Annotated in this window: 15 protein-coding genes; 12 read left to right on the top strand and 3 right to left on the bottom strand. The window is 62.6% G+C overall.

Translation table 11 applies throughout. From position 1 onward, the window contains the following. Nucleotides 1–18: 18 nt before the first annotated feature. The 3 genes from OKW43_RS02050 to OKW43_RS02040 all read right to left on the bottom strand — a co-directional run bounded on the left by OKW43_RS02050 (nt 19) and on the right by OKW43_RS02040 (nt 2,986). Nucleotides 19–1,497 (bottom strand): DASS family sodium-coupled anion symporter, encoded by a 1,479-nt coding sequence (locus OKW43_RS02050; protein WP_429444884.1) that lies wholly within the window; start codon nt 1,495–1,497, stop codon nt 19–21. Between the two features lie 55 nt (nt 1,498–1,552). Continuing rightward, nucleotides 1,553–2,500, bottom strand: coding sequence for a lactate/malate family dehydrogenase (locus OKW43_RS02045; RefSeq protein WP_429444882.1), 948 nt, complete (start codon nt 2,498–2,500; stop codon nt 1,553–1,555). A 102-nt stretch (nt 2,501–2,602) separates the two neighbouring features. Next, on the bottom strand, nt 2,603–2,986 hold the full coding sequence (locus tag OKW43_RS02040; protein WP_429444880.1) for a nuclear transport factor 2 family protein: 384 nt from the start codon (nt 2,984–2,986) through the stop codon (nt 2,603–2,605). 190 nt (nt 2,987–3,176) lie between these two features. On the opposite strand from OKW43_RS02040, the gene OKW43_RS02035 reads away from it, so the two are divergent. The 12 genes from OKW43_RS02035 to glnA all read left to right on the top strand — a co-directional run bounded on the left by OKW43_RS02035 (nt 3,177) and on the right by glnA (nt 17,667). Continuing rightward, nucleotides 3,177–3,332: a hypothetical protein gene (locus OKW43_RS02035; RefSeq protein ID WP_187636175.1), complete on the top strand. Its 156-nt coding sequence runs from the start codon at nt 3,177–3,179 to the stop codon at nt 3,330–3,332. 81 nt (nt 3,333–3,413) lie between these two features. Further along, nucleotides 3,414–4,907, top strand: coding sequence for a putative bifunctional diguanylate cyclase/phosphodiesterase (locus OKW43_RS02030; protein ID WP_429444877.1), 1,494 nt, complete (start codon nt 3,414–3,416; stop codon nt 4,905–4,907). A 291-nt stretch (nt 4,908–5,198) separates the two neighbouring features. Then, on the top strand, nt 5,199–6,614 hold the full coding sequence (locus OKW43_RS02025) for a GH1 family beta-glucosidase (protein ID WP_429444875.1): 1,416 nt from the start codon (nt 5,199–5,201) through the stop codon (nt 6,612–6,614). A gap of 96 nt (nt 6,615–6,710) precedes the next feature. Then, a complete protein-coding gene (locus OKW43_RS02020; protein WP_429444873.1) occupies nt 6,711–7,949 on the top strand; it encodes an ABC transporter substrate-binding protein in 1,239 nt (412 codons plus the stop codon). Between the two features lie 7 nt (nt 7,950–7,956). Further along, nucleotides 7,957–8,913: a carbohydrate ABC transporter permease gene (locus OKW43_RS02015; RefSeq protein WP_187636172.1), complete on the top strand. Its 957-nt coding sequence runs from the start codon at nt 7,957–7,959 to the stop codon at nt 8,911–8,913. Then, on the top strand, nt 8,910–9,827 hold the full coding sequence (locus OKW43_RS02010; protein ID WP_187636171.1) for a carbohydrate ABC transporter permease: 918 nt from the start codon (nt 8,910–8,912) through the stop codon (nt 9,825–9,827). Before OKW43_RS02015 ends, OKW43_RS02010 begins: the two co-directional genes overlap by 4 nt. Before the next feature lie 3 nt (nt 9,828–9,830). After that, nucleotides 9,831–10,991 carry an ABC transporter ATP-binding protein gene (locus OKW43_RS02005; protein WP_246530168.1) on the top strand — a complete coding sequence of 387 codons (1,161 nt, stop codon included), beginning with the start codon at nt 9,831–9,833 and terminating at the stop codon, nt 10,989–10,991. Between the two features lie 45 nt (nt 10,992–11,036). Continuing rightward, a complete protein-coding gene (locus tag OKW43_RS02000; RefSeq protein ID WP_187636170.1) occupies nt 11,037–12,089 on the top strand; it encodes a LacI family DNA-binding transcriptional regulator in 1,053 nt (350 codons plus the stop codon). 483 nt (nt 12,090–12,572) lie between these two features. Next, the gene (locus tag OKW43_RS01995) at nt 12,573–14,285 is read left to right on the top strand and encodes a SulP family inorganic anion transporter (protein WP_429444870.1); all 1,713 of its coding nucleotides are present in this window, start codon (nt 12,573–12,575) and stop codon (nt 14,283–14,285) included. A gap of 226 nt (nt 14,286–14,511) precedes the next feature. Beyond that, nucleotides 14,512–15,603, top strand: coding sequence for a hypothetical protein (locus OKW43_RS01990; protein ID WP_429444868.1), 1,092 nt, complete (start codon nt 14,512–14,514; stop codon nt 15,601–15,603). 261 nt (nt 15,604–15,864) lie between these two features. Beyond that, a complete protein-coding gene (locus OKW43_RS01985; protein WP_187636166.1) occupies nt 15,865–16,068 on the top strand; it encodes a hypothetical protein in 204 nt (67 codons plus the stop codon). A 93-nt stretch (nt 16,069–16,161) separates the two neighbouring features. Continuing rightward, on the top strand, nt 16,162–17,667 hold the full coding sequence (gene glnA, locus OKW43_RS01980) for a type I glutamate--ammonia ligase (RefSeq protein ID WP_187636165.1): 1,506 nt from the start codon (nt 16,162–16,164) through the stop codon (nt 17,665–17,667). Nucleotides 17,668–17,714 lie beyond the last annotated feature (47 nt).

Below are 17,714 nucleotides of genomic sequence, written 5' to 3'. Positions count from 1 at the left end.
TGACCCGGCGCGAATCGCTCAAATATGCCCGAGCACCTTCCACCAGAGCGGCCCGACAACCAGCCATGCAACCATATAAAAGAGGCTCATCAGAAAACCCGCCTTCCACCATTCGCCCTGCGTCACATAACCCGCGCCGAACATGACCGGACCGGAGCCGATGCCGTATTGGGTCAGGCAACCGTTCACGTTGCTCAGAATCCCGAGGGCGACCGCGGCGACGAAGGGCGGGATGCCGGCGGCGACCATCAGCGCCATGGAAAGTGGAAACAGAGCGCTGATATGCGCGGTAGCGCTGGCGAAAAAGTAGTGAATATAAACGTAGATCGCCGCCACCAGCATATAAACGGCTAGCCTCGGGAAGCCCGCGAGGTGCGCGCCGAATTCCTTGCCGAACCAGCTCACCATGCCATATTCGTTGAGCTTGGAGGCCAGCATGATGAGCAGGCCAATCCAGATCATCGTGTCCCAGGCGGATTTTTCGTTCAACGCGTCCTGCCAGGTCAGCACGCCGCTGATGAACAGCAACGAAACGCCGATCGCCGCCGCGAGCGTCGCGCCTACACCGAGTTCGTCGCCGAACACCCACAGCACCAGCAAGCCGATGAAGATGGCCGCCATGATGATTTCCTTGGCCGAAATCGGGCCCATCGTTGCGAGCTCTTTTTGCGCGAGGTCGATGGCATCGGGGGTGCGTCTGACCTGCGGCGGCGCGATCCATAACATGGCGATCGGAATGACGGCGAGGCACAACAGACCGGGGAGGGATGCCGCCACCGCCCAGTCGAGCCAGCTGATCGAGACGCCCTGGTCCGCGGCGAGCTTGACCGCGAGCGGATTGCCCGCCATTGCCGTGATGAACATGCCCGCCGTGATGATGTTCGCGTGGAAGGCGCAGAGAATCAGATAGCGTCCCACCTTCGCGCGTGATTGCGGATCGTCGGCGTGGCTGCCTAGCACTTCGGCAATCGCTCGCGTGATCGGCAACATCACGCCGCCCGCGCGCGCGGTGATGCTCGGCATGGCGGGGGAGATCACCAGTTCGGTCAACACGAGCCCATAGCCGAGGCCCGTCGTTCGCTTCCCTAACAATCGCATGAACAGCAGCGCGATCCGGCGGCCAAGGCCGGTCTTGATCACGCCGCGTGAAATGAAAAACGCGAGCATCACGAGCCATACGAGGTCAGTGCCCGTGGATCGGGTGACGTCGGCAAAGGACAGCACGCCGACGAGCACGCCGATGGTGGAACCGATGATGGCAACCACCGACATCGGCAGCGGTGCGGTCATGATGCCGGCAATGGTCGCGACGAACACGGCGAACATATGCCACGCCTTGGGCTGAAGGCCGGCGGGCGCGGGCAGGAACCACAGCACGACGCCGACCGCGACCGGCACGAGATATTTCCAGACGCCGGCCGGCAGTCCGACCGACGGCTTCGGCGAGGTGGGTGGGGAACTGGTGGGCTGTGAAACCTTGGCAGGTGATGGAGCCATGATGGACCTCTGCTTGCCAGCGTTGCTGGGTGCTTGCGGAGTGCGCGCGAAAGCGTCACCGCTCGTGGAGCACGTTTTCCGTCGCCTCCTTGACGATGCGCGCGCTGCCTAGCAGGGCTGCCCGCTCGCCAGGGTCGAGTTCCGGATAGGCGATCAACCGCGCGCCCGCGCCATTGACGACCATCGGCAGCGACACGCACACGTCCGGTACGCCTTCCACTTCGGTCTGCACGATGCCAACCGTGAGGATCAGATCGGTGTCATGCACGATGGCCTCGCAGATCCTTCCTATCGCGCTAGCGATGCCGTAATGGGTGGCGCCTTTGCCTTCCTTGATGAGCTTCGCCGCCTCGTGTACGGAGCGCAGCATCAGATCCCTGCTGGCGGGGCCCAGTTCCTTGCCGTTCCTCGTCAGGAAGGTTTCGAGGGGCATGCCGCAGACCGTCGCGGCGGACCACTGGATCACGGCCGATTCGCCGTGCTCGCCGAGCACATAAGCGTGAATCGCGGATGCCACCACGCCGAGCCGTTCGGACAGCAGGGAGCGCAGCCGCCCGGTGTCGAGCGAGGTGCCGGTGCTGATGACGCGCTCGCGCACGCAACGCAGTTGACTGTAAACGGCGCCAGTCAGCACGTCGCACGGGTTGGTCGCGATCAGATAGATGGCTTGCGGCGCGAGCGGTGCGATGCGCTCGACAATTCCGGCCGCGATGTCCGCATTGGTTCTGGCAAGGTGCAGACGGGTTTCCCCGGGTTTGACGCCGGCGCCAGCGGCGATCACGACGATGTCGGCGTCGCGCGCGTCTTCGTAGTCCCCGGCCCGGAAACGGCTGTGCCCCCAGAATGCCGCGGCGTGGGCGAGATCGAGAACCTGTCCTTCAGCGCGCACCCGCGCGACGTCGATGATCACGACTTTCGCGCTCGGAATGGCCAACGCCACGAACAGGGCGGCCGATCCCCCCACAAGCCCGGCGCCGACGATAACGATCTTTGCCTGCCGCATCGCGAACCTCGGTCAGTTCGGGCTTCGGCCCTGGCAGACATGGTGGCACGCGCGCGTTTCTCATCAATCGGACCTTGGTCCTACACGGCCGCAACACGCTTTTCAGCCGATCCGCTCGACCCATTGACTGCGCCAATCCGGTGCCTCGAACGGGTCCGCAAAATACTGGGTCTCGCGGATGACCTTGCCGTCGCGGAACTCGATCATGCTGACCGTGTAAGCGATGCGCCCCTGATAGTTGATGGTGTACTCGGTTATCCACAGATTGCCGTTGCCTTGAATTCGCCTGACCTCGAAACCCGATGGCTTGCCGGGATGATGACCGCGCAGTGCCTGCAGATTGATTCGTTCGTGGATGCGCTCGCCTGATTGGGGATAGTCGCAGATCGCATCGTCATCGTAGATAGCGTGTTCGGCGTCGAGATCGCCGTCCGCCGACGCTCGCCAGTGTGCGTTCAAGGCTTCACGTAGCGCTTCTTCGTTCATGGAGGGCCTCCAGATCGGGTGTTGAAGTCGACCAGTCGCGGGTGGTCGTCGCGTTGCTATTCTCGCCTTTATCGGCATAGCCGTTCTCAAATGGGCTTCGATTCGCGACCGGCAAGGGTATGCCGCCTTTCGATCGGGAGCGGAACTTGCTCTTGAATCAGGTATGGCAACGAACCGAGGAGAAGGCGCCATGGCCACCGCACCGAACAAAGACGAGAACCCGATCCGCCCGGATCAGTCCGACGTCGTGCAGACGGATTTGCCTGACGTCGGTCCATCGCAGGACCCGGATGAACCGCCGCTCGATCCCGCCGTCGACCCCGATCGCGAGGACGACAAGCCGTAGTCGAGCGCATTCGCCCGATAAAAAATAGAAGCGGAATGCGGGTGTTTCTGGGTGTTTCTGATAGCTGCGGCATTTCTGCTCATGGCAGATTTGCCGCGCGGGTTCGGCTGTGCGGCGACCAACGCGCACAGCGAACTCAACGGAGACGGACTCGTGGTCACGGCGACTTCGTTCACCGTGCTAGTGGGTACGCTCGCATTGCTCGGCTTTCTTACGAGCAGCCTCTCCATCTCGCTCAAGCGCGCGAACCGGCAACTGCATTATCTCGGCACGCACGACGCGCTGACGAATCTGCCGAACCGCCAGCAACTCTCGTTGCGCATCGCACAGGCGGTCGCCGAATCCGCGCGCAGCGAATCGCCGTTCGCCGTGCTCTTCGTCGACCTCGACGGCTTCAAGTCAATCAACGATTCGCTCGGCCATCGCGTCGGCGACGATCTGCTGCAAGTGTGCGCCGAGCGATTGCGCCACGACCTGCGCCATACCGACATGGTCGCGCGGCTGGGCGGAGATGAATTCGTGATCGTGGTCGACGACGTGGTCGATGCGTCGTCCGCCGCGGCGGTCGCCAATGCCGTGCTGCGGCGGCTGAGCCAGGAGATCGTTGTCAACGGCTTGCCGCTGCGCGTGAGTGCGAGCATCGGCATAGCGATCTACCCTCATGATGGCGACAATGCGGACGAACTGCTGCATAGCGCGGACGCCGCGATGTACGCCGCCAAGCAAAGCGGCCGCAACACGTTCCGCATGTTCGAGCCGGAAATGCAGCACACCGCGCTCAAGTCGCTGATCCTGCAGCGCGATCTGCATCGTGCGTTGAGCGACGGCGAACTCAGTATGTCTTTCCAGCCGAAGTTCAGCGTTGCATCGCAATCGGTGACTGGCGTCGAAGCCCTGATCCGCTGGCGTCATCCTGAACTGGGCGAGATTCCTCCGCTCGAATTCATCCCGATCGCGGAACGCTCGGGCCTGATCGTCGAGATCGGCGATTGGGTGCTGCGTGAAGTCTGCCGCAACATTGCGCTATGGGACGCGCAAGGGCTGCCCGCGGTTTGCGTGGCGGTGAACCTTTCGCCGATCCAGTTCAGCGTGCCGGACCTGGTGGCCCGCATCGATGCGCTGATCGGGGCAGCCGGCGTCGAACCGTGTCGCCTGATGTTCGAGATTACGGAAACGACAGCGATGCAGAACATCGAGAAGACGAGCCGCACGATCGAAGCGCTGCAGGCGCGCGGTTATACCGTCGCCATCGACGATTTCGGCACCGGATATTCGAGCCTTTGCTATCTGCAGCGCTTCGGGTTCGACCAGATCAAGATTGACGGCACGTTCATGCGCGATCTCGACGCCGACGGCCAACGGGGCGGCGCGTTGCTGTCCGCCGTCGTGACGCTAGCGCGCGCGTTGCAGATCGATGTCGTGGCGGAGGGCGTCGAGACGGAGTCGCAATTCCGCACGCTCAGCGAACTTGCCTGCGATCAAATGCAGGGCTTCCTGTTGAGCCGGCCGTTGCCCGCCGCGGAGTGCCTTGCGTTCCTGCGTTGCGCCGCGGACCGGATCGCCTTGCCTGGATAAGCTGATTGCCGACGATCTGAGACTTTGCGCTGAACGGCTGCCCCCCATTTCCCCCCGCAAGCTGCAACCCTACGCTCCAGTCGAATAGCCGTCGATGCGCCCGGCATCCTCGTCGCGCGCATGCCAGAAATCGCTCCAGACAAACCCGGATTGCTGCTGGGATTCGCCCGCTGCTATCGTTCGCTGGTCGGTGTGGAAGCGCTTCCATTCAAGCGTTCACAGTAAGCTCGAACGCGAGCGCCTCAGCTTCCATCACACCCGGTTCAACGACCTCATCGCAGGAGAGAATCCGTGGAAAACGATGCATCGGCAGTCATCGACGCAGCCCATTCAAGCGCTCACGGCGACCCGCATACCGATCCCTTCACGCCGCCCGCCGATTCGTCGCTGTGGCGCAAGGACTTTCTGCTCGGCGCGGCCACCGCGTCGTATCAGATCGAAGGCGCGGTCAACGAAGACGGCCGCCTGCCGTCGATCTGGGACACGTACTCGGCCACACCGGGCAAGGTGTTGGCCGGCGACACCGGCGCGGTCGCGTGCGATCACTATCATCGCTGGGAACAGGACGTCGACCTGCTCGCGGGCCTCGGCCTCGAAGCGTACCGGCTGTCGACCGCGTGGCCGCGCGTGATGGACGAAAACGGCGCGCCGAACCGCAAGGGGCTCGACTTCTACAAGCGTCTGCTGGGGCGGCTCAAAGAGAAGAACATCACGACTTTCGTCACGCTGTATCACTGGGATCTGCCTCAGCATCTCGAGGATCGCGGCGGCTGGCTCAATCGCGACACCGCGTACCGATTCGTCGATTACGCGGACCTGATGAGCCGCGAGCTGCACGGCCTCGTCGATGCATGGGCGACGCTCAACGAGCCGTGGTGTTCGGCGTACCTCGGCTACGGCGACGGCCGTCACGCGCCGGGACTGTCGAACGTGCGTTTCGCCACGCAGGCCATGCATCATCTGCTGCTCGCGCACGGTCTCGCGATTCCGGTGCTGCGCGCGAACGATCCGCGCTCGCACAAGGGCATCGTCGCGAACGTCGGACGCGGCACGCCGGATAGCGACAGCGCCGCCGACCGTCGCGCGGCCGAGCTGTTCGAAGTTCAGCACAACGCGTGGATTCTCGATCCGCTGTTCAAGGGCGACTATCCGCAAGACCTGTTCGAACTGTGGCCGGGCAGCGAGCCGCTGGTGCTCGACGACGACATGCAGACCATCAATACGCCGCTCGATTTCCTCGGCATCAACTATTATTTCCGCACCAACGTGGCGAGCGACGGCGGGCATGGCTTCAAGGACGTGCCGCTCGAGGGCGTCGAGCGCACGCAGATGGGCTGGGAGGTTTACCCTGATGGTCTTCGCGATCTGCTGACCGGTTTCAAGGATACCTACGCCAATCTGCCGCCCATCTACATCACCGAGAACGGCATGGCATCGAACGACCAGGTGATAGACGGCCGCGTCGAGGACACCCAGCGCATCTCGTTCCTGAAGCGCCATCTCGCCGCGGTCGATCAGGCGATCAAGGCGGGCGTCGACGTGCGCGGCTATTTCCTGTGGTCGCTGATGGACAACTTCGAGTGGGCTTTCGGCTATGAGCGGCGCTTCGGCATCGTTCACGTCGACTATCCGACGCAGAAACGCACGATCAAGCGCAGCGCGGAGCTGGTGTCGAAATTCCTCGAAGATCGCAACGCGCAAGCGTAATCAACACCATTAAAACGACGCAACAACGATGTAAAACCGGGTGGAGCTGGTTGGTATTTCGATTGACACACGGGCAAGGAGCCCGGAGGAGACGGAATGAACAGCAACAGAATGGTCTTGCGAGGCGTGGTTGCGGCACTGGCGCTGTATGGCGTCGTCGCGCACGCAGAGCCGCTCAAGGCTAACGTGATTCACTGGTGGACCTCGGGCGGCGAATCGGCCGCGATTCGCCAGTTTGCGGTCGCTTACGACAAGGCCGGCGGCCAATGGGTCGACAACGCGGTCGCCGGCGGAGATCAGGCGCGTGCCACCGCGATCAACCGGATCGTCGGCGGTGATCCACCCACCGCCGCCCAGTTCAATACGTCGAAGCAGTTTCACGACCTGATCGACCAGGGACTGCTGAATAACGTCGACGACGTCGCCTCGAAGGAAAACTGGAACGGCATTTTCCCGCAGTCGATTCTCGACAGTATCCGCGTGAAGGGCCATTTCTACGCGGCGCCGGTCGACATTCATATGCCGGCGTGGTTCTTCTATTCGAAGCCGGTGTTCCAGAAAGCGGGCATCGCGAGCGAGCCCAAAAGCTACGACGAATTCATCGCCGATCTGGGCAAGCTGAAGAGCGCGGGCGTGATTCCGCTCGCGTTCGGCGGCCAGCCGTGGCAGGAGAAGATCACGTTCGACGCGGTCCTCGCCGATGTGGGTGGCCCGGACCTGTATATGAAGATCTATCGCGATCACGATCAGACCGCGGTGAACTCCGAGGCGTTCAAGAAGGTGCTCGTGGCGTTCAAGCGGCTGCACGATTTCGTCGATCCAGGTTCGCCTGGCCGCAACTGGAACGACGCGACCGCGCTCGTGACTTCGGGCAAGGCCGGCGTTCAGATCATGGGCGACTGGGCGAAGGGCGAGTTCGTCGCGGCGAATCACACGGCGGGCAAGGACTTCGGCTGCTTCCCGGGCTTCGGTCCGCATTCGCCGTATCTGGTCGCGGGCGACGTGTTCGTGTTCCCGAAGACCGACAGCGCGTCGGCGATCAAGGCGCAGAATCTGCTCGCCACGGTGATGACCTCGCCGTCCGCGCAGGTCGCGTTCAGCGCGAAGAAGGGCTCGATTCCGATCCGGTCTGACGTCGACGAAAGCAGCCTCGACGTCTGCGCGAAGGAGGGCATCGCGATCATGAAGGACAAGTCGCGCCAGTTGCCGAATCCGGAAATGCTGCTGTCGCCGGATACGCAGGGCGCGCTGACCGACGTCGTGACGAACTTCTGGAACAAGAACGAGTCCGTCGACGACGCGCAGAAAGCGTTCGCCAGCGCATTGAAGGGCTAAACCTGCCATGCACGCGCTGAAGCTGCCAGCCGAGGGTTCGAAACCACACGGCAAGTCGCAACCCGGGCCGCGACATAAACCGCTGAACAGGCGGTTTTCGATCGCGGTCTGGCTGGCCTTGCTGCCGATGCTCCTGACCGTCGTGTTCACGTACCTGGGCACGATGGTCTGGACCGCGCGTGTATCGCTCAGCAATTCGCACACGTTTCCGTCGAACGACTTCGCGGGCCTCACGCAGTACGTGCGGCTGTTCCACAACGACCGCTGGCTCGTGTCGCTGCAGAACATCGTGATCTACGGTGCGTGTTTCATCATCGCGTGCATGGTCATCGGTCTGTTACTGTCGATCTTCATCGATCAGCGCGTGGTCGCGGAAGGCGCGTTGCGCACGGTGTTTCTGTATCCGTACGCGATGTCGTTCGTCGCGACCGGGCTCGTGTGGCAATGGATCCTGAATCCGGGGCTCGGCGCGCAGCAGGTGCTGCGCAATATCGGCTTCACGCATGCGCGCTTCGACTGGATCGTCGATCAGGACTGGGTCATCTACACGATCGTGATCGCCACCGTGTGGCAGGCGTCAGGGCTCGTGATGGCGCTGTTGCTCGCGGGCCTGCGCGGTATCGACGAAGAGTTGTGGAAAGCCGCGCGCATCGACGGCATTCCGCGCTGGCGCGTGTATGCGAGCATCGTGGTGCCGATGCTCGGACCGTCGATCTCGACCGCGTTCGTGCTGCTGTTCGTGATGGTCGTGAAGCTGTACGACGCGGTCGTCGCGATGACGCAGGGCGGCCCTGGCACCGCGAGCGAAGTGCCGGCCAAATTCATCATGGACTATCTGTTCGGGCGCGCCAACATCGGCCTCGCGTCGGCGGCATCGATCGTGCTGCTCGCGACGGTGCTCGCGATTCTCGCGCCGTTCTTCTATGCTCGCAGCCGCGCGGCGCTGCGCGGGGAGAGGCAATGAACACGCTCGATTCCACGCTCAAAGGCGGCGTACCGCATCGCACGCACACGCGGCATCGCCGCTCGGCGTTCTCGCCGGCACGCATTGGCATCTACGCGTTCCTGCTGAGCGCCGCGGTGTTCTTTCTACTGCCGCTCTACGTGATGCTGGTCACGTCGGTCAAACCGATGAGCGAGATCCGCCTCGGCAATCTGCTCGGCTGGCCGATGCATTTCACGCTCGACGCGTGGAGCGCGGCGTGGCAGTCGGCCTGCACCGGGCTCGATTGCAACGGCATTCGCGTCGGCTTCTGGAACTCGGTGCGGATCGTCGTGCCGAGCACGGTGCTGTCGATCGCGGTCGGTGCGGTAAACGGCTACGCGCTGTCGTTCTGGCGGCCGCGCGGCGCGGCTCTGCTGTTCGGTGTGCTGCTGGTCGGCGCGTTCATTCCGGTGCAGGTGATGGTCTATCCGCTCGTGCGCGTGCTCGCGAGCGTGCATCTGTTCAGCTCGCTGCCCGGCATCGTGCTGATCCATACGATGTTCGGCATGCCGGTGATGACGCTGCTGTTCCGCAATTACTACGCGTCGATTCCGCAGGAGCTGTTCAAGGCCGCGCGTATCGACGGCGGCAGCTTCTGGCGCATCTTCTTTCAACTGATGCTGCCGATGTCGACGCCGATCATCGTCGTCGCACTGATCATGCAGGTCACGAACATCTGGAACGACTTCATTCTGGGCCTCGTGTTCGCCGGCACGAAGAATCTGCCGATGACGGTGCAGTTGAACAACATCATCAACACGACGACCGGCGAGCGGCTGTACAACGTCAATATGGCGGCGACCATTCTGACCTCGATGGTGCCGCTCGCGGTTTATTTCATTTCGGGCCGCTGGTTCGTGCGCGGCATTGCGTCGGGCGCCGTCAAGGGGTAGGGCATGGCAGACATGGCTAATACGATCGACGTGGCCGGCGTGCCGGGTGCCAGCGCGGACGCTGGCTCCGACGCCGCGGTGCTCACGCATCCCGCCAATGTCGCGGTCCGCAATCTGACGATTCGCCTCGGCTCGAACACCGTGATCGAGAGCCTCGATCTCGACGTGCTCGCCGGCGAATTCGTCGTGCTGCTCGGGCCGTCGGGTTGCGGCAAGTCCACGCTGCTGCACAGCATCGCGGGCTTGATCGACGCCAGCGACGGCAGCATCGAGATCGCCGGCGAGGACATGACGTGGGCCGATCCGAAGGATCGCCGCATCGCGCTCGTGTTCCAGTCGTACGCGCTGTATCCGACGATGAGCGTCGAGCGCAATCTGTCGTTCGCGCTGCGCATCAATGGAACGCCGAAGGCGGAAATTGCGCGGCGTGTCGCGCGTGTGTCGGAGATGCTGCAACTGGGGCCGCTGCTCAAGCGCAAGCCGTCGCAGTTGTCTGGCGGACAGCGGCAGCGTGTCGCGATCGGCCGCGCGATCGTGCGCGAAGCCGACGTGTTCCTGTTCGACGAACCGCTGTCGAATCTCGACGCGAAGCTGCGCACCGAGCTGCGCCGCGAGCTGAAGCAACTGCATCAACGCCTCGGCGCGACGATGATCTACGTGACGCACGACCAGGTCGAGGCGATGACGCTCGCGACGCGCATGGCCGTGATGCGCGGCGGCGTGATCCAGCAGTTCGGCACGCCGGCCGAGGTCTATGCGCGCCCCGACAACCTGTTCGTCGCTACGTTCCTCGGCTCGCCGGCGATGAATCTGCTGAAGGGCACGCTCGAGACGCGCGACCGCGCGCTTCACTTTTGCGCCGGGCAGGTGCGGATCGACGTGTCGGCGTACGCGTTCAAGGAGGCGCCGGCGCAGCGCGTGCCCTGCGTGCTCGGCGTACGCGCCGAAGACGTGCATATCACGGAAAGCGCCCGCGAGCGCGCAAAAGTTTCGCTGATGGAGCCAATGGGCAACCACCGCGTGATCTGGCTCGACTATCATGGCGACCAGATCGCGTCGATCGATCAGACCAAAGCGCCGATTGCGGAGGGTGACACCGTGGCGTTCTCGTTCGACGCCGCGCATGTCTCGCTATTCGACGAAGCGAGCGGCGCGCGCTTATAACGCCGCGGCGCGTCACGCGCGAAGCGGCTCGTCGAGACAGGCTTGATGGAGAACCGCGTGGCAACACTCAAGGACGTCGCGGAACTGGCCGGTGTGGGCATGTCGACCGCCTCACGGGCCATTTCCGGCAAGGGACCGATTTCCGCCGATGCCGCGGCGCGCGTGAAGGCGGCGATCGAGGCGCTGAACTTCCGCCCGTCGTCGATCGGCCGGGCGATGGCGACGCAGCAGCTCGGCATCATCGGCATCTTCGTGCCGACCTTTTTCGGTTCCTACTACGGCACCATTCTGAAGCAGACCGACACCGAGCTGCGCGCGGTGGGGCGCCATGTCGTGGTCGCGACCGGTTGCGGCGAGGTGTCGCCGCGCGAGCAGGCGATCGAGGCGGTGCGCTTCCTGATCGGCCGCGATTGCGACGGCGTGGTCGTGATCAGCCACGATCTGCACGACGAAGACCTGATCATGCTGCATGGCATGCATCCGAAGATGGTGTTCCTGAATCGCGCGTTCGAGCAGTTGCCGGAAGCGTCGTTTAGCGCGGATCATCGGCGCGGCGGCGAACTCGCGGCGCGCACGCTGCTCGATCATGGACATCGCGACATCGCGGTGATTGGCGGGCCCGCTACCGCGTCGGACAACGTGATGCGGATCGATGGCTTTTTCGCCGAGCTCGCGCGAGCCGGCATTGCGCGTGACGACGTCCCGCTGATCGAATCCGACTTCTCGCCCGAAGGCGGCTACGAGGCCGCGCAGAAACTGCTCGATACGCAGCGTCGCGTGACGGGCCTGTTCTGCGCGAACGACACGATGGCGGTCAGCGTGCTCGCGCGCTTCCACCAGGCGGGCATTTCAGTGCCGAACGATATTTCCGTGATCGGCTACGACGACGACTACTCGGCCGCATACGCGGCGCCAGGGCTCACGTCGGTGCATATTCCGACCGCCGAGCTTACGCGGAACGCGGTGCGCTGGCTGATCAACCAGTGTTACGGCACCACGTGGGAGATCTTCCGCGACTTCCCGCTCAGCGTGACGATGCGCGAATCGGTCGGGCCAGCGCCGATGGCGAAGAAAAATACGCGCGGCGGGATCCGTTAGACGGACGTGGCGCGCCGATTCGCGTTTTCACTTATGTATGCGACAGCCGTTTTAAGGCCGCGGTAATCCTTCGCAATAGTGCTTTGCGGTTTTCCCCCATTAAACTAACTTTGAATTTCTTTACACTTGCTGGTAACAAGTTGTTACGGGGTGAGTGTGATGTTGACCATTTTTCTGATCGTCTGTCCGATCTGCATCGCTGTACTGTTCGGTTTTGCGCGCCATGTCGATCCGCTGACAGGCCAGTTCAAACGTTGAATCTTTGCGCGCTTTTCGCTGCGGCCGCGCCGTGAAATTTTCGCATTGAGGTTGACGCGTCGTTAGCTTGTCGTAAGTTTGAATAAGCAATCGTTTGCTTTCTTTCGGTTTGCTTTCTCGTTTCCGTTTTCGTCAATAGCCCGTCCTATCCTCGTCAAGTCTTGCCTTGACATGCCGGTTCGCGGCACGATGCGCGATTAGCTTCGTTTTGGGTCAGCATCGCGTATGCGAGATTCTCTGCAGAAAATGGCCGCACGTGCCGGCGCGCTGAAGGGCGTTCTTCCTTTGAGCCGGGTTGCGGCGGCGCGCGATGCGCTGGCCGGCGTGCAGCTCGCGTCGATGGACATTCCGCAGGTGCTCGGCTATGCGCGCATTGCCGGCATGCCGGCCGTCACCGGGCTCTATACGGTGTTCCTGCCGCTGGTCGCGTTCGCGTTCTTCGGCGCATCGCGGCATCTGGTCGTCGCCGCCGATTCGGCCACCGCGACGATCTTCGCGAGCCGTCTGGCGACGATGGCGCCCGCGTCGAGCGCCGAATACGCGGCGCTCGCGGCGATGGTCGCGCTGCTGACCGCCGCGCTGCTGCTCGTCGCGCGTATCTTCAAGCTCGGCTTTCTCGCCGATTTCCTGTCGCGCACGGTGCTGGTCGGCTTTCTCGCCGGCGTCGGCGTGCAGGTCGGCATCGCGATGCTCGGCGACATGGTCGGCGTGCCCGGGCATGCGGCGAGCAGCGTGAATCAACTGCTGCTCGTCGTGCGCGAGGCCGCGCAGATCAATCGGCCGACGCTGGCGATCTCGGTGCTCGCAGTGGTCGCGATTCTCGTCTGCCAGCGTTTCTGGCCGCGCTTGCCGGTGCCGTTGATCGCGGTCGTCGCGGGCATTGCCGCGAGCGACACGTTCGGTTTCGCGGCGCACGGCATCTCGATCCTCGGGCCGGTGGAGGGCGGATTGCCGCCGCTGTGGATTCCGTCGGTGAGCTGGCAGCAGATGCTCGATCTCGTGCCGGTCGCCGCGTCGTGCTTCGTGATGATCGTCGCGCAAAGCGCTGCCGCGAGCCGCGTTTTCGCCGAGCGCTATCACGAGTCGGTCGATACCAACGCGGATCTGCTCGGCATCGCGGCTGCCAATACGGCGGCGGCGTTTTCCGGCGCGTTCGTCGTCAACGGCAGCCCGACGCAGACCGCGATGGCCGATCGCGCGGGCACCCGCAGCCAGTTCGCGCAACTCGTATTCGCGGCGGTCGTGGTGATCGTGCTGCTGTTTTTCAGCCGCTATCTGCAGTATCTGCCGCACTGCATTCTCGCGAGCATCGTTTTTACGATCGCGGTCGGGCTGGTCAATGTGCAGTCGCTCTTTTCGATTCGTCGCGAGAGTCCCGGCGAATTCTGGCTAGCATTGTCCACGGCGGCGGCGGTCGTGCTGATCGGCGTCGAGCACGGCATTCTGCTGGCGGTTGCGTTGTCGTTGCTGCGTCATGTGCGGCACAGCTACCGGCCGCACACGATGATGCTCGCGCCCAACGGCGACGGCATGTGGGTGCCGGTGCCGGCGGTGCCCGGCACGGAGACCGCGCCGGGGTTGATCGTCTATCGCTTCGGCGCGGATCTGTTCTATGCGAACGATCATTTTTTCGTCGACGATATGCGCCGCCTGATCGATCACGCACCGAACGCGGTGCGCTGGTTCGTCGTCGATGCGAGCGCGATTACGGATGTCGATTATTCGGCGGCGCGCTCGGTGGGCGAGTTGTGCTCGACGCTCAAGCGCAATGGGATCGAGGTGATCTTTGCGCGGGTGAATCCCTATTTGCGCTCGGATATGGATCGGCATGGGATCACGCCGATCGTCGAGGAGCGCTGCATTTTCGGCACGCTGCATGAGGCGCTGAGCATGGCCGGCGTGGAGAAGCCCCATGAGCGGGTCAAGGGGGCGCCGTAACGGCCTGGGTCAAATGCGCCGAAGCGACAAAGCAACGAAAGCCGCTGCGAATTTGAATAAGATAGGTAGCGCGGCAGTCATGTTCAATTGCGGCTTGACGCGCGGAATTGAAAAGGCATGACTCGAGCAATTCGGGTTGAAGATGGTGCTGATTCCGCCAACTTGCGCGAAGGCTTCATTGCGACATGCGAATTTTGGATCCAAACCATTTTTTGTGAGGTCGAAAATGAAGATCGGATTCGGGAGAGCATTCAAATCGCTAGATGTCGATCACCTGCTGTATGCGGACATCTGGAACCTGATAGCAAGCATCAAGCCAACCGCGAGCAAACCACACGGCGAGGGTACGTTCGACGCTCCCTACGGTCCCCTTGGCATCGGAGACTGGTATTGGTTGAGCCAACAGACAGTCGGTGAAGCAACCGTGTTCATCAAAGTCGCAGACCGGCTCATTGCAAAGTGGGGCGCAGCCGCGAAAGGTTTGAAGAGCAACACGTCGGACGTGACTGAAGTTCCGGCTGACCTGTTCGCCGGGGATGTCCTCAAGGCGACTTCGCACGTGGTATCCGCAAGCGAGTCGGCCGATAAGGCGCGCGAATTCGACCCGAAGAAGCAGACGGTGTACACCCGCAAGGCACGGCGGGTCGAGAAGGTTTATTCGACAGCCGCTACCAAGGCGCGGCAATTGCTGTGGGGGCAAACCAGCGGCGACGAGGACGCGGTCGAATTGGCCAACACTATCGCGGGACTGCTGATCAGCGAGGGCGGCGCCGACCGGGACAAGTCAGGAGGCGGCGTTTTCATGGCGACGTTCATGCTGCTCGACCTGATCGAGAAGCAAATATGCTATGGGCAAAACGGCCAGTACTATTCCTGGGCATCGATGTTGATGCATGCGGGCGCGACGGACGCGCAACCCGCTCCGGACGACATTGAAGGACGGAGCCGGAAACCGGGCGGCACACGCAAGATGGCGAAGCATCCGATGGCCGGTTTCGGAACGGTCAGTATGGGGAAGTCGATAGCCCAGAATAACGCCAATGAAGCAAGGAATCGCGTCATTTCGATTGCGACTGCCTGGTTGGCTAATTACCTGGCCGAAAACGACACCGAGAGCGACTATAAGTACGTGTTTATCAAGAGCGTGAGACGGGACATCACACCAAAAACGCCAACTCGCCTGAAATCCTATGCGCATTTGCGAGACGTGAGCCGGATTGCGCTCCGCACGCGGGCCGTTTCGACCTCGTGCCTGCTGACAGGCAGCAAGACGAAGGAGATCGGGTATCTGGATGCGGGCGTGCAAGTCTGGCAATAGACCGTGCGCACTACCAGCGCTTTAACGCGTTGTGTGCAAGCAGTCAGCGCCTGAAAGCGCCGTTCACGATCAATACCCAGCTACCTGATCGCCGCCGAGCGCATCGGCGGTGCGCCACCTCGGACGCGAGAAAACCGTCAAACGAGCGATTCCATTGCCTAAGATCAAGTTACGCGCGCCGTGAGGACAGCCCTGCGGCTCGCGAACGGCTTGATTGTCGCGCAGCCTTTTCCCGCGCGGCTTTTCCACAAGGAGATCACGATGAAAGCAAACGACACGGGCGACGTGCGCGCCTTCGTGCAAACGGCCGAACACAGTGGCGAGCATGTCTGGGTAATCACGCTGGTCGACTTCGGGGCTCGTGAGGTCAAACGCTCGCTCGTTTCGGACGAGACGTATGCGACCCCCGCCGCTGCCAGAGATGCCGGGGAGGCCCATCTGAAGGCACTGTCGCAAGACCGCTAGGCCCGTTCACTGCCGCCTTGTTTTCGCACGCGGACGTACTAACGTTGGACTATAAGTACACGGACGGTAAAGGGGCGGAAGAGGGCAAAGTTCATGGCCAGTACGCAAGGAACCACCGGGTCGCCGTTTGCGGTGTCCGCTGAAGCGGGCGGCTATCGCGTCACGCGACCGCAAAACGCCAGCGACGTGATCGAGCTGGTCAAACAGCACGGTATTCAGATCGTCGATCTGAAATTCACCGATTTGCCCGGACTCTGGCAGCATTTATCGATCACGCTCCCCGAAGTTCACGACGACCTGTTCAGCGCCGGCATCGGTTTCGACGGTTCATCGATCCGCGGCTTTCAGGAGATCCACGAGTCCGACATGCTGCTCAGGCCCGACCCTGCAACGGCCTTCGTCGACCCGGCTTGCGGCACGCCGACCCTGTCGATCATTTGCGACGTCGTCGATCCGGTGCTGCTGCAACCGTATTCGCGCGATCCGCGCTACGTCGCGAAAAAAGCGGAGAACTATCTGCGCCAGACCGGCATCGCGACGACGTGTTATTTCGGGCCGGAGCTGGAATTCTTCATCTTCGACTCGATCCGCTTCGGCCAGGATCAGCACTGCGGCTACTACTACGTGGAGTCGGGCGAGGGCGACTGGACCACCGGTCGGGACGAAGGCGCATACGGCGGCGGCAACCTGGGTTACAAGCAGCGTTATAAGGAGGGTTATTTCCCGGTGCCCCCTCATGACACGCTGCAGGATATCCGCTCGGAGATCGCGCTGACGCTTCAGCAGGCAGGCGTACAGATCGAAGTGCATCACCACGAAGTTGCGACCGCGGGACAGAACGAGATCGACATGCGCTTTGCGACGCTCACGCGCATGGCCGACAACGTGATGATCTACAAGTACATCTGCAAGAACGTCGCGCGTCGGCACGGCAAGGTTGCAACCTTCATGCCGAAGCCGCTGTTTGCCGACAACGCCAGCGGCATGCATTGCCACCAGAGCCTGTGGAAAGACGAACAGAACCTCTTTTACGACGCGGGCGGCTGGGCGCTGACTTCCGACCTGTGCCGCTGGTATATCGGCGGATTGCTGCGGCACGCGCCCGCGCTGATGGCTTTTTGCGCGCCGACGACGAATTCCTACAAACGGCTGGTGCCGGGCTACGAGGCGCCCGTCAATCTGGCGATGTCGCAGCGCAATCGTTCGGCCGCGGCGCGCATCCCGATGTATTCGGATTCGCCGAACGCGCGGCGCGTCGAATTCCGCTGTCCGGACCCGTCGGCCAATGCATATCTCGCTTTCGCGGCGATGCTGATGGCCGGCCTCGACGGCATTGAAAACAAGACCGATCCCGGCGCGCCGCTCGATCGCAACATCTACGATCTGCCGCCCGAAGAGGCCCGCAAGATACGGCAGGTGCCGGGCTCTCTCGAGGCGGCGCTGGCAGCGCTCGAAACCGATAACACGTTCCTGCGCCAAGGCGATGTCTTCACCGACGACGTGATCCAGACCTGGATCGACTACAAGCGCAGCCGCGAGATCGACACCATCAAATTGCGTCCGCATCCATGGGAGTTTTACCTGTACTTCGATATCTAGAAGAACAACGCAGGCGGCCCACAGCGTCCCGGTGCGCCGAACCCACC

The organism is Paraburkholderia sp. WC7.3g (genome assembly GCF_050436345.1).
GTDB classification, from domain to species: Bacteria; Pseudomonadota; Gammaproteobacteria; order Burkholderiales; family Burkholderiaceae; genus Paraburkholderia; species Paraburkholderia podalyriae.
This window is presented reverse-complemented; position numbering and strand designations above follow the sequence as displayed.

Bases quoted from the DNA above. Each gene is read 5' to 3' on its own strand.
- OKW43_RS01990 (WP_429444868.1), top strand. From the start codon at position 14,512: ATGAAGATCGGATTCGGGAGAGCATTCAAATCGCTAGATGTCGATCAC.
- OKW43_RS02030 (WP_429444877.1), top strand. From the start codon at position 3,414: ATGGCAGATTTGCCGCGCGGGTTCGGCTGTGCGGCGACCAACGCGCAC.
- OKW43_RS02050 (WP_429444884.1), bottom strand. From the start codon at position 1,497: ATGGCTCCATCACCTGCCAAGGTTTCACAGCCCACCAGTTCCCCACCC.
- OKW43_RS02000 (WP_187636170.1), top strand. From the start codon at position 11,037: ATGGAGAACCGCGTGGCAACACTCAAGGACGTCGCGGAACTGGCCGGT.
- OKW43_RS02040 (WP_429444880.1), bottom strand. From the start codon at position 2,986: ATGAACGAAGAAGCGCTACGTGAAGCCTTGAACGCACACTGGCGAGCG.
- OKW43_RS02045 (WP_429444882.1), bottom strand. From the start codon at position 2,500: ATGCGGCAGGCAAAGATCGTTATCGTCGGCGCCGGGCTTGTGGGGGGA.
- glnA (WP_187636165.1), top strand. From the start codon at position 16,162: ATGGCCAGTACGCAAGGAACCACCGGGTCGCCGTTTGCGGTGTCCGCT.
- OKW43_RS02015 (WP_187636172.1), top strand. From the start codon at position 7,957: ATGCACGCGCTGAAGCTGCCAGCCGAGGGTTCGAAACCACACGGCAAG.
- OKW43_RS01995 (WP_429444870.1), top strand. From the start codon at position 12,573: ATGCGAGATTCTCTGCAGAAAATGGCCGCACGTGCCGGCGCGCTGAAG.
- OKW43_RS02020 (WP_429444873.1), top strand. From the start codon at position 6,711: ATGAACAGCAACAGAATGGTCTTGCGAGGCGTGGTTGCGGCACTGGCG.
- OKW43_RS02010 (WP_187636171.1), top strand. From the start codon at position 8,910: ATGAACACGCTCGATTCCACGCTCAAAGGCGGCGTACCGCATCGCACG.
- OKW43_RS02035 (WP_187636175.1), top strand. From the start codon at position 3,177: ATGGCCACCGCACCGAACAAAGACGAGAACCCGATCCGCCCGGATCAG.
- OKW43_RS02005 (WP_246530168.1), top strand. From the start codon at position 9,831: ATGGCAGACATGGCTAATACGATCGACGTGGCCGGCGTGCCGGGTGCC.
- OKW43_RS01985 (WP_187636166.1), top strand. From the start codon at position 15,865: ATGAAAGCAAACGACACGGGCGACGTGCGCGCCTTCGTGCAAACGGCC.